Raw genomic sequence first — 9900 nt, forward strand, 5'->3', positions numbered from 1 at the left:
GGGAGACAGTGCCCGGACTCAGACCCGTGCTCGACACCCTGGCCCGTTCGTCACAGGATCCATGGACCTGGGCGCTCTGGCTGGCTGGCAGCTCCGAGGGCAAGGGCAGCGCCACCGGCTGGCAACTGCTCCGCCAGGGGGACGTGAATACGGTCCTTGAGGCTGCACGCCGCTCTGCGGCACGGTGGGCGGAATGAGCCGCCAGGACCCTCAACTGCGTCCACCCGACCCGGCCCGCCTGGCCAACGGCTTCCCCACCCGCAAGATCGCCCGCGCCGACATCTTCTACCGCTCCATCCGGGCAGGCAACGGCCCCTGGTATTTCGACTCGTCCCCACTCGGCCGATTCAACCTGTCCAAGCCCGAGGGCACCTGCTACCTGGCCACCGACACCGAGACTGCCATCTGGGAGCGGCTCGGCGTCGAGCTGGCCTCCGTCGGCGTCGCCCCGTACCCACTCGTGGCGGAGATGGAGATCGCGACCCTGGCACTGCCCGCCAGCGTGACGGCCGCCGAGTCCGGACACAAGGACGCCAAGAACTACGGCTGCATCCGTGAGGTGGCCACCACCCCCGATTATGAGCTGACGCAGCAGTGGGCCCAAGCATTCCGTGCCTTGCCCTCAGACGGAGTGACCTACGGATCCCGGTTCACTTCCGATGCCTCCACAAACGCGCTGGCACTGTTCGGGGATGCCGGTGACGCGAAATGGCCGGTGAAAGACACCATCGACGGCGTGACCGCCATGCGGGATGCCGGCCTGGGCTCCATGATCGGCCGGCGCACGCCACCCCGTGCCGCCTCCTACCGCAAACACACTGTCCAGCCGCCCGGATAGCCGACAGGCTGTAGTTCTGCGGCAAAGCGGGCTTCGCCACAGAAGTCGGCGCGGCCTGGGTCAATGGCCGGAAAATCCTGCTGTAGTTGCGGATCAGGCCCCTGTAACCGGAGCGGTTACACCTCAGTTACAGGAAAATCCGCGCCATCACTGGGAAGCAGACATCTTGTAACCGTGTAACCGGTGTAACCGGCCCGAGGGCAGGCGCCTAATGAGTTTTCACTTTTCATCCGATGGAGCCTTCGAAAAAGCGAAAGCCTCCGACATGTACTTATTTGGTGGTTACAAAAGTTACAAGCTACAAACCCCTTACTTCCCAGTGCTGGCACGGATTTTTCTGTAACTCGCTTGTAACCGTTCCGGTTACACCCCCCGGCCCTCAGGCAGCGCCGCGACAATAGGCCGCGATGGCCTCCCATATGGCGGCGCCCGGCTACACCGGGCTGCTGAACCAGCGCCCGCCCTCTGGATGCAACCGGTTCGACACTGACTGGTGTTGCATATCTGTTTCAGAGTGATAAGCTGGATATAATGCCACGGCAACGTTACAATAAACGCCACAGACAAGGGTCACACAACATGGGCAAGCACTCCGCCGTCAAATCCAGCCTCGACTTCATTGCCGGCCCGGCAGGCTATCTTGCCGCAGCCGCAGTCCTCATTGTCGTCGTCCTGGTCGCCCTGTTCGGCTTCATCCTCCCCGGCATGGACGCCGCCGAAGCCCGCCAGGACGCCCAAGACCAGGCGATCGTGCAAATGTACGAGGATCCCTACGGGACCCCAGCCGGAAAGTAGCCGACCCAAAACGAAACAGCCCCCGCTCGGATCGCCGGAGCGGGGGCTGCCTGCTGTCGCCCCTACACCTTGGCAGCTTCCCGCCTGGCCAGGAACCACTGAATAGTGCTACGCCTCCACAGCCAGTAAGGGTCGGCCTTCATGTCGAGCTTCGGAAAATCAGGGGCACTCACTCCGCGTTTGGCGCGGAGCCGCCAACTACGAATCGTGGCCGCGGCAACACCCAGGAGTTCGGCCACCTGGGAGGTGGTTAGGTAGGGGTCGTCCGGTTCCTCAGTCATTCCTCCACTGTGCCGAATTGCAACACATCCGTGTCTTAAGTTTTCGACTTCCCCCGTCCCGGGAGTTGGTCGAGCGCCGCCTTGAATTCCTCGATGTCCTCGACGTCCCAGACGAAGGCTCCACCCAGCAGCCGTTCACGCGGCTCCGGCAGCAGGGCCGGAATCCCCCTTTTGCCGTCAGCCTTGCGCCGCTGCCAGGTCCGCAGCGTGGCGCGGTCCACGCCGAGATACGCCGCGACCTGGTCCGAATCAACAAAGCCCCGCCCCTTCGGACTGAGCGGTTCGAGCACAAATCTTTCGTCTTCCATTCAGAAAACGTAGCGCCGATCCGCCGCGCTGGCTCCGCCGGACCCAAAGTGAAACGAATATGTGACGTTTTTCATGGGCAGGGGCCCATCACTGCTTAAGGCCTACTGCTTGAGCCAGTTAGGGTTGCCGGCCTTGCGCTCGTGCCGGTCCAGGTCCTCCTTGAGCCGGACGACATCGGGCACCGTCCAGACCAACTCCTTGCCGAACAGGAAGGGCTCCCCTGTCTCCGGGTCGAGGACCGGATCCGGGAAGAACGCATGGATGGCATCCGATTCGGGACGGCCGCGCTCGATCCACTGCCGCCGGCGCATGCGCCAAGTGCGGATCATGTCGGGCTTCACGCCGATGAACCCGGCAAGATCGACTGAGCTGACATAGCCGCCGAGGTTGCGGGGTTCTTTGTCGGATGCCATGCCGCCCAGTCTCCCAGAAAGTACCAAGGGTTGCAACGAAAGCGTTGCATTCTATAGAATGATACGCAAGCGTAACATTTGTTCTTCCCATCGAGCATCGGATCACCACCCCATGCGCACACCTCCAGCACGACACCCGAACAAGGCGCCCCGCCGAGTCGGCCAGAACATCCGGTTCATTTTCGAGTCGCTGATCGCAATCCTGTTCATCGTCGCCTTCGCAGGGACAGTTCTCAGTTTCACCGGTATCCGCCAGCTGGGCATCGACTCCGGGTTCCACGAGAACCTGGCCTGGCTGCTGCCCGTTTCCATCGACGGCATGATGCTGGCCGGCACCTTGCAGGTCCTGCACGCAACCATCGTTCAGGACCGCAAGACATTCGGATGGCTGCTGACGATCGCCGGCGTGGCTCTGTCCGTGACCGCCAACGCCATGATCGCCACAACAGTTCTATCCGCCGTCGTCCACGCACTGCCGCCGATCACTGTCGCCCTGTCCCTGGAGGCCTGGCTGAGTGTGCTCCGCTCCCGGATCCGCGCCGAGCGCGCCCAGGAGACGAACGAACGGGCAGCCCTGGAGGCCCAGGTACGCGAGGCCCGCGAGGCCGCCGAGCAGTCCCGTGCCGCCGTGCGGCTGGCCGAGCAGACCGCCGAGACTGAAACGGCCGCCCGTGCCGCAGCCGAAGAGCGTCTGGCAGAGGCAGTGGCCACCCACCAGGAGGCCACGGAACTGCTGGAGCTGGAAAACGAGTCCCGGCTGCAGGCCGACCGGGCCCGCGACGCCGCCCTGGAGCAACTGCGCAGGGCCGAAGCGAAGGCGGTGACGGTACCTTCCGCCGTCGCATCTGCGGCCCGCTCCGTCACCGTCACGGCCCCGGTCCCCGCCGCTCAGCCCGCCGCCGAGGACACCGACAAGGATCAGCGCGCCGCAAAGGTCGGAGAGCTGAAGGAGCAGGGCCTGTCCAACCCCGAGATCGCTGACCGGCTGAACATCTCGGTCGCCACCGTCAAACGCGCCTGGGCCGAGTACCGCGTCACTCAGCCCGCCGCCTAGCCACCCGCATCACCGAAAAAGGACCTGCCATGTACGCACGCACCGCACCAACCCTGTCCCACCGGCTCTCCCGCCTCGCCGGAGCCGTCATCATCTCCGTCATCCTGGTCCACCTCACCGGGGTCGCCCCGCTGGCCGCAGTGGTGGCCGAGATGGTCATCCGGATTTTGGCGGGTCTTACCGACGGGCTCTTCGCGGCGGCCGAGGTTATACGGGACATAGGAACCATGGCGGACTAGTCTTACCGCCATGGATGAGAACGGCCTGTCCGAGCAGGAGTTCGCCGAAATCAGGGCGCTGGCCGCCGGCGACGCCCAGAAGGTCGCTTGGACCATGACACTCGAGGGTCATGATTTGCCGGATGACGTGATCCGGGAATTGGAAGAACGCGCTCTCGCCAACCGTATCCGGCAACGGACCAGCGGACCCGCCGAATAACCACAGCAGGCACTCCGGTTCGGACTGACATCAGTCTGAACCGGGTCAACGACGGGCGCATGAGCCGGATGCTGTCACCTAGGCGCGGCGGGCGGCCCGTAGGTCCAGACCAAATGGGTCACGAGACGGACCAGCGCAGCGACCGGGGCGGCTGAATCAGGTCCGGAACTTGGGCCCGTGAGCCGATGGTTCGGGGTACAGCGTCACATGACAATCGAGCAGAAATCCGCACAGCCCCCGCCGACCTCGCCATACCAGGGCAGATCCATAGGGACCTTCGCAGCCCACTGCCGAAAAGGGGGCACCGGACCTACGCTGGATGGGTGTACTGCCGTCTCCGAAACACCGAAACGCGATGCCGAAAGTACTCGGAATGTATTCGCTTGGCCTCCGGAAACGCCCGGCTGACCTTCGCCTCAGCGAGAGTAACCCCTAGTCAGAAAGGGAATCGTGGTGGAGCTAAGGGGATTCGAACCCCTGACCTTCTCATTGCGAACGAGACGCGCTACCAACTGCGCCATAGCCCCTTGGGAAAACCCGTTCCCCTAGGTTAGCGCCTACCACACCCTTCTAGCCAATCGGCGAAGGTAACAGTTCCCCTGTTTCCCTCCGGCCGGTGTTGCCGGTTCCGCCTGCCACCAGGACCGAAGTCATGACATGAACCCAACGCCGGACATGGAAAAGGGTCCGCACCCTGCGGTGCGGACCCCGTTATGCGCCCTGTTCCGGTGCCGGCGGCTAGGCGCGGCGGCGCTTCAGGACGGCATCGAGATTGATACGGCCGGTCGTCGGCTGGGTATCCCGGATGGCAGGCAGGTCCGGGTGCGCCTTCGGCGCTGCCTCCGCCTGCTTGATCGAGGTCCGCGCCGTCGGCTTCGGATCCTCAGGCAGGGCCAGCGGTTGGGGAGAAGGGCGCTCCGCCTTGGCGGCCTCGACGTACCAGGGCTTCGGCAGTTCCTTGGGTTCCCAGGTGGACGGCTGGACGGGAACCGGCGCGTCGCCGGCCTTCGCGGCGACCTCCAGGGCCGCGCTGCGGAGTTCGCCGGCGGTCAGCGGCTTGGCGGCCTGCCGGCCCTGTTCGGCTTCGAACGGCTTGGAATCGCGGACCGGGGCGGGCCGCTCAATGGGACCCGCCGAGGTGCGCTCCGTAGGGCGCTCCGCTTGAGGCACTGCAGACTGAACGGCTAGCTGCCGGGGCTGCTGTTCTTCCCGGGGCTGTCCGTCCAGCGGCCGGTCGCGAAAGGAAGGATTCATCGCCTCCTGGAAGGCTGCCTCGACCCGCTCCTGGGCACGCTTCCTGCGGTTCCGGATGGCCAGCACGCGCAGCGACGCGACGGCGGCAACCGCCACCAGCAGGAACCACAGCGGCACCGTACCCGCCACAGCTCCGAACAAGGCCAGCAGGACCGTCACAACGGTTCCGGCCAGGGCCGCCGCCGCGGTCAGCGCCAAGGCGGTGCGTCCATAGTAGACCCGGAAAGCCGGCTGGGCCGGGCGGACCGGCTGCGCGGACCGGACAACCTGCGCAGGACGGCCAGAATTGGCGGAAGTCGGCCGGCTGCTCCCCGGGGTCCGCACGGGACCCGCGGTGCCACCGCCCGGCGTCGGGCTTTCCATGAGCTGCGTCCCGGAACGCTTGTCTTCAACCGGCGACGGCACAGCCGCGGCAGCTACGGACGGGCCGGGAAGCACAACAGCTTCGGCCAGCGCCATGGCGTTCCGCCGCCGCAGAACATAGGGGCCGACCCACACGAGCCACAACCCGACGATGGCCGCAAAAATGAGGGAGGTATCCAGGGAAAGGTCCACGACTTCCAAACTATGAGAAATTGCATGCCTTCCGCGGCATTGGTCCCGGCGTGTCACAAGGAAGTTCCAAGGTGCTGGTAGTAAAGCGCTTTATCGCGTTGTCGACTGGTCGCCTTCCTGCAGCCAGCGGGCCAGCAGACCTTCCGGCGGCAGCTCCTCTGACGTGAGGGCGAAGCTTCGGTGATCCGCCCATTGACCGGCGATATGCAGGTAGCGCGGCCGGAGCCCTTCATCCCGGAAGCCGAGTTTTTCCACCACCCGAAGGCTCGGCCTGTTTTCCGGCCGGATATTGATCTCCATCCGGTGCAGACCCATCGTGCGCAGGCAGTAGTCGGTGGCCAGGGCGACCGCAGTCGGGGCGATCCCGCGTCCGGCGCGCTGCTGATCCACCCAGTAGCCCAAGGTCGCCATCATGGCGGAGCCCCAGAGGATGCTGGAAACCGTCAACTGTCCAGCCAGCGCGGGCTTGTCGGACACACCCGGCTGCAGTTCGGTGATGACAAATGGCAGCGCCGTCCCGGCGCGCGCCTGCTGGTTCAGGGAGCGCACCATTTCACCGAAGGTGGGCAGGTAGCCGCCAGGCTGAGGGTTCGACGCCTCCCAGGGCGCAAGCCACTGGGCATTACGACGGCGTACCTCACCCCATTCGCGCCGGTCCCGGAGACGGATGGGCCTCAGGAAGAGGTCACCGCATTCGAGGGTTACCGGCCAGAAGGCCGATCCAAACATGGTCCGGGCGGGCTAGCCGCGCAGGCCGTCGGTGAATTCCTTCAGCCACATGCGCAGATCCGGCCCCAGGTCCTCACGCTCCGCGGCCAAGGTCACCACCGCCTTGAGGTAGCTGAGCTTGTCGCCGGTGTCGTAGCGCCGCCCGCGGAAAACGACGCCGTACACGCCGCCACCCGCACCGTCCCTGGCGGCCAGTGTCTGCAGCGCGTCGGTCAACTGGATCTCCCCGCCGCGTCCGGGGCCGGTCTGCTCCAGGACGTCGAACACCGCCGGGTGCAGGACATAGCGCCCGATGATCGCCAGGTTCGACGGTGCTTCGTCAGCGGCGGGCTTTTCCACGAGCTTGTTGATCCGGACGTAGTTCTCGCCGTCCACGGGGGCGATGTCTGCGCACCCATACGCGCTGATCTGGGATGGGTCCACTTCCAGGAGGGCAACGACCGAGCCCCCTGTCTTCGCCTGGACCTCCATCATCGTCGTCAGCAGTTCATCCCGCTCGTCAATCAGGTCGTCGCCCAGCAGGACCGCGAAGGGTTCGTCCCCGACATGGAGCTTGCCGCGCAGCACTGCATGGCCGAGCCCCTTTGGATCCCCCTGCCGCAGATAGTGGATGTCCGCGATGTCGGAGGTTTCGCGGACCGCTGCCAGACGCTCGACATCGCCTTTGTCCTCGAGCGTCTTTTCCATGGAAGGTACCCGGTCGAAGTGGTCCTCCAGGGAACGCTTGTTCCGGCCGGTGATGACCAGCAGGTCCGTCATTCCGGCCTTGACGGCCTCCTCCACGACGTACTGGATGGCGGGCTTATCCACCACCGGCAGCATCTCCTTCGGCATTGCCTTGGTGGCCGGAAGGAAACGTGTGCCCAGTCCGGCTGCGGGGATGACTGCCTTGCGCACAACTGATCCAGATGTCATTTCTCCAGCGTACAGAACCCCTCCCCCAATAACTATGCGGCGCGTTGACTCATAGAAAACCTCCGCGTAGCGGTATACGTTGCCTCATTTGAAATCCTCCGCCTGGCGGCGTGGTGGACCGGTGTTGGCGGCCGATGCCGGTTATGCCCGTTTCTATGGAGCTGACGATGGCCCAGCGGCAGGCTGTGACGAAGAAGAAGGCCCTGGCGTACCGGGGCGCTGACCGGGCCGGCAAGACCCGGATCCTGGACGAGCTGGTCGAGCTGACCGGCTGGCACCGCGATCACGCCCGGGCCGCGCTGCGCCAGGCGCTGGTCCTGAAGCCGATGCGGCCCAGGCCCGGCAGGAGAACGGTATACGGTCCGGAGCTGCTGCCGGGTCTGATCAGGTGCTGGGCCGTGCTGCGGTTCCCGGCCGGCAAGCTGCTGGCCCCGATGCTGCCGGTGCTGGTGCCGCTGCTGCGCCGGGACGGGGAACTGGATGTCACCGACACGCAGGCGCAGCTGCTGATGGCCATGAGCCCGGCCACGATCGACCGAAAGCTGGCCGCCGAGCGGGCCAGGATGCTGCCGCGGGGCCGGTCGCATACCAAGCCCGGCACCCTGCTCAAGTCCCAGATCCCGATCCGGACCTGGGCCGAATGGGACGACGCGGTGCCCGGGTTTGTGGAGATCGATCTGGTCGGCCACGACGGGTCCAACGCCTCGGGCGAGTTCTGCTTCACCCTGACGGTGACCGACATCGCCACCGGGTGGACGGTGAACCGGGCGGTGCGGAACAAGGCCGCCAAGTGGGTCTTCGAGGCCCTCGAGCACGTCACGAACGTCTTCCCCTTCCCGATCATCGGCATCGATTCGGACAACGGGTCCGAGTTCATCAACGAGCACCTGCTGGCCTACTGCCACGCCCGCAGGATCACGTTCACCCGCTCCCGGCCCTACAACAAGAACGACGGCGCCCACGTGGAGCAGAAGAACTGGGCCAGGGTCCGGGAACTGGTCGGCTACCTGCGCTACGACACCGAAGCGGAACTGGCCAAACTCAACGAGATCTGGGAACTGGACCGGATCTTCACCAACTACCTGCTGCCTCAGCAGAAACTGATCGAAAAGCAGCGCCACGGGGCGAAGGTCACCCGAAAGCACGATGCGCCGGCCACGCCCCACCAGCGCGCCGTCCGGCACCCGAGCGTGCGCAAACACCTCACCATCCGGATGAACGCCGCCTTCAAACGCATCAAGCCCGCAGCGCTCTCACGCCAAATCCTGGCCCTGACCGCCGACCTGGAAACACTCGCCCTCGCGAAGAAACCCGCAACCCTCAAACCCATCAACAGCGCCTGGAACCACACCCCAAGAACCCACCCATGATGCACTCCCGGCCATGACCTCATCCGGAGAAATTCAAATGAGGCAACGAATCAGTCTTCCCGGAGGTATTGCAATGAGGCAATAGGGAGGGTTGCCGGAGCATTTTTGCCCAGGATCCCGGACACTGCCGCCGGATGCCCAGGACCTGTCTTGGGGCCGGCAGCAGGTATCCCGCGGCCAGGTCGGCCGCCGATTCCCGGTCCAACCGCCAGGCTGCTGAAATAGGTCAAGGGTGGATGTTCGGCCGGGAGGTGCAGGGCCCATGCCGGCACCTCCGGCGTCGGCCGGGGCAGGGTGAGATCCGTCCGCACGACGAGGGAGGTGGGACCATGGGCCGGGACCTGGGTCCGCTGCTGGTGGCCCTCGGGCTGCTGCTGGTCCTGGTGGGTGTGCTGGCCTGGAGCGGCGGGTTGTCGTGGTTCGGCCGCCTGCCCGGTGACATCCGCATTGAGCGCGAGAACCTGCGCGTGTACATTCCCTGGGTCTCGATGCTCGTGGTCTCGGCCGCGGTCAGCCTCCTGATGTTCCTGGTGTCCTTCTTCCGGAAATGACACCGGCAGGCGGCGTTGACCGCATTCGGGCAGCGGATCCGGGACCGGCTATTGCCCGCCCGGGTGCCCTGGGCGCCGCGTGGGGGGGCTGGGACGGAAAACAACCCGGTGGGGTTATCCGCGGCCCTGCTGCCGGCCTTACGGGCAGCTGTTGTCCGGATCGCGCAGGAAGAAATACCGCAGGAGGGCCACATACACCAGCAGGTACCCGGCAAGAGTGAGGACCGGCAGTTGCCAGGCGACACTGAGGATGAGCACAACCGTCCCGGCCAGCGCGGCCGTTACCGTCCGGCGGAACGCCTCGGGCGGCGGACCGGCGAACCCCTCGGCCAGGATCCGTGCCAGCCTGGGATCCTCGGCGGCCAGTTCACGCTCAAGTTCCGCCAGGCGCCTGTTCT

At 65.5% G+C, this 9900-nt stretch carries 15 protein-coding genes and 1 tRNA gene; 8 read left to right on the forward strand and 8 right to left on the reverse strand.

Translation table 11 applies throughout. The features are described 5' to 3' along the window. The 3 genes from AC5RW2_RS38605 to AC5RW2_RS38615 form a co-directional block, all read left to right on the forward strand. A partial coding sequence (locus tag AC5RW2_RS38605; protein ID WP_494075171.1) for a hypothetical protein occupies positions 1–197 on the forward strand: 197 nt, incomplete at its 5' end. After that, complete coding sequence (locus AC5RW2_RS38610) at positions 194–838, forward strand: RES family NAD+ phosphorylase (RefSeq protein ID WP_494031687.1); 645 nt, start codon at positions 194–196, stop codon at positions 836–838. The genes AC5RW2_RS38605 and AC5RW2_RS38610, both read left to right, overlap by 4 nt. A gap of 579 nt (positions 839–1417) precedes the next feature. Further along, entirely contained in the window at positions 1418–1633 is a 216-nt protein-coding gene (locus AC5RW2_RS38615; RefSeq protein WP_494031688.1) for a hypothetical protein, read from the forward strand. A 62-nt stretch (positions 1634–1695) separates the two neighbouring features. On the opposite strand, the gene AC5RW2_RS38620 is transcribed toward AC5RW2_RS38615, so the two are convergent. From AC5RW2_RS38620 to AC5RW2_RS38630, 3 genes are all read right to left on the reverse strand, one after another. Next, positions 1696–1914, reverse strand: a complete 219-nt coding sequence (locus tag AC5RW2_RS38620) for a helix-turn-helix transcriptional regulator (RefSeq protein WP_494031689.1) — start codon at positions 1912–1914, stop codon at positions 1696–1698. Positions 1915–1949: 35 nt separating this feature from the next. Continuing rightward, a complete protein-coding gene (locus AC5RW2_RS38625; RefSeq protein WP_494031690.1) occupies positions 1950–2222 on the reverse strand; it encodes a hypothetical protein in 273 nt (90 codons plus the stop codon). A 102-nt stretch (positions 2223–2324) separates the two neighbouring features. Then, a complete protein-coding gene (locus AC5RW2_RS38630) occupies positions 2325–2636 on the reverse strand; it encodes a hypothetical protein (protein WP_494031691.1) in 312 nt (103 codons plus the stop codon). Between the two features lie 112 nt (positions 2637–2748). Between AC5RW2_RS38630 and AC5RW2_RS38635 the strand changes: the two genes are divergently transcribed. The 3 genes from AC5RW2_RS38635 to AC5RW2_RS38645 are packed head-to-tail and all read left to right on the forward strand — an operon-like array spanning position 2749 to position 4128. Next, the gene (locus AC5RW2_RS38635) at positions 2749–3690 is read left to right on the forward strand and encodes a DUF2637 domain-containing protein (protein WP_494031692.1); all 942 of its coding nucleotides are present in this window, start codon (positions 2749–2751) and stop codon (positions 3688–3690) included. Between the two features lie 29 nt (positions 3691–3719). Beyond that, a complete protein-coding gene (locus tag AC5RW2_RS38640; RefSeq protein ID WP_494031693.1) occupies positions 3720–3929 on the forward strand; it encodes a hypothetical protein in 210 nt (69 codons plus the stop codon). Positions 3930–3939: 10 nt separating this feature from the next. Further along, positions 3940–4128, forward strand: a complete 189-nt coding sequence (locus tag AC5RW2_RS38645) for a hypothetical protein (protein ID WP_494031694.1) — start codon at positions 3940–3942, stop codon at positions 4126–4128. Positions 4129–4579: 451 nt separating this feature from the next. On the opposite strand, the gene AC5RW2_RS38650 is transcribed toward AC5RW2_RS38645, so the two are convergent. From AC5RW2_RS38650 to galU, 4 genes are all read right to left on the reverse strand, one after another. Further along, positions 4580–4655 (reverse strand) — tRNA-Ala (locus tag AC5RW2_RS38650). 211 nt (positions 4656–4866) lie between these two features. Beyond that, positions 4867–5937, reverse strand: a complete 1071-nt coding sequence (locus AC5RW2_RS38655; protein WP_494031695.1) for a hypothetical protein — start codon at positions 5935–5937, stop codon at positions 4867–4869. 90 nt (positions 5938–6027) lie between these two features. Beyond that, positions 6028–6666 carry a GNAT family N-acetyltransferase gene (locus AC5RW2_RS38660; protein WP_494031696.1) on the reverse strand — a complete coding sequence of 213 codons (639 nt, stop codon included), beginning with the start codon at positions 6664–6666 and terminating at the stop codon, positions 6028–6030. Positions 6667–6678: 12 nt separating this feature from the next. Next, on the reverse strand, positions 6679–7581 hold the full coding sequence (galU, locus tag AC5RW2_RS38665) for a UTP--glucose-1-phosphate uridylyltransferase GalU (RefSeq protein WP_494031697.1): 903 nt from the start codon (positions 7579–7581) through the stop codon (positions 6679–6681). 167 nt (positions 7582–7748) lie between these two features. Here galU and AC5RW2_RS38670 point away from each other — a divergent pair, with 167 nt between their 5' ends. Continuing rightward, on the forward strand, positions 7749–8951 hold the full coding sequence (locus tag AC5RW2_RS38670) for a DDE-type integrase/transposase/recombinase (RefSeq protein WP_494075172.1): 1203 nt from the start codon (positions 7749–7751) through the stop codon (positions 8949–8951). A gap of 329 nt (positions 8952–9280) precedes the next feature. Then, positions 9281–9502 (forward strand): DUF2905 domain-containing protein, encoded by a 222-nt coding sequence (locus AC5RW2_RS38675; protein ID WP_493986656.1) that lies wholly within the window; start codon positions 9281–9283, stop codon positions 9500–9502. A 138-nt stretch (positions 9503–9640) separates the two neighbouring features. Here AC5RW2_RS38675 and AC5RW2_RS38680 read toward each other — a convergent pair. Beyond that, a partial coding sequence (locus AC5RW2_RS38680; RefSeq protein WP_494075173.1) for a DUF3040 domain-containing protein occupies positions 9641–9900 on the reverse strand: 260 nt, incomplete at its 5' end.

The sequence above is a fragment of the Arthrobacter sp. B0316-1-20 genome (genome assembly GCF_059091865.1).

What these genes read in the sequence shown, in the direction of transcription:
- AC5RW2_RS38610 (WP_494031687.1), top strand. Translation starts at nt 194, where the DNA reads ATGAGCCGCCAGGACCCTCAACTGCGTCCACCCGACCCGGCCCGCCTG.
- AC5RW2_RS38615 (WP_494031688.1), top strand. Translation starts at nt 1,418, where the DNA reads ATGGGCAAGCACTCCGCCGTCAAATCCAGCCTCGACTTCATTGCCGGC.
- AC5RW2_RS38620 (WP_494031689.1), bottom strand. Translation starts at nt 1,914, where the DNA reads ATGACTGAGGAACCGGACGACCCCTACCTAACCACCTCCCAGGTGGCC.
- AC5RW2_RS38625 (WP_494031690.1), bottom strand. Translation starts at nt 2,222, where the DNA reads ATGGAAGACGAAAGATTTGTGCTCGAACCGCTCAGTCCGAAGGGGCGG.
- AC5RW2_RS38630 (WP_494031691.1), bottom strand. Translation starts at nt 2,636, where the DNA reads ATGGCATCCGACAAAGAACCCCGCAACCTCGGCGGCTATGTCAGCTCA.
- AC5RW2_RS38635 (WP_494031692.1), top strand. Translation starts at nt 2,749, where the DNA reads ATGCGCACACCTCCAGCACGACACCCGAACAAGGCGCCCCGCCGAGTC.
- AC5RW2_RS38640 (WP_494031693.1), top strand. Translation starts at nt 3,720, where the DNA reads ATGTACGCACGCACCGCACCAACCCTGTCCCACCGGCTCTCCCGCCTC.
- AC5RW2_RS38645 (WP_494031694.1), top strand. Translation starts at nt 3,940, where the DNA reads ATGGATGAGAACGGCCTGTCCGAGCAGGAGTTCGCCGAAATCAGGGCG.
- AC5RW2_RS38660 (WP_494031696.1), bottom strand. Translation starts at nt 6,666, where the DNA reads ATGTTTGGATCGGCCTTCTGGCCGGTAACCCTCGAATGCGGTGACCTC.
- galU (WP_494031697.1), bottom strand. Translation starts at nt 7,581, where the DNA reads ATGACATCTGGATCAGTTGTGCGCAAGGCAGTCATCCCCGCAGCCGGA.
- AC5RW2_RS38670 (WP_494075172.1), top strand. Translation starts at nt 7,749, where the DNA reads ATGGCCCAGCGGCAGGCTGTGACGAAGAAGAAGGCCCTGGCGTACCGG.
- AC5RW2_RS38675 (WP_493986656.1), top strand. Translation starts at nt 9,281, where the DNA reads ATGGGCCGGGACCTGGGTCCGCTGCTGGTGGCCCTCGGGCTGCTGCTG.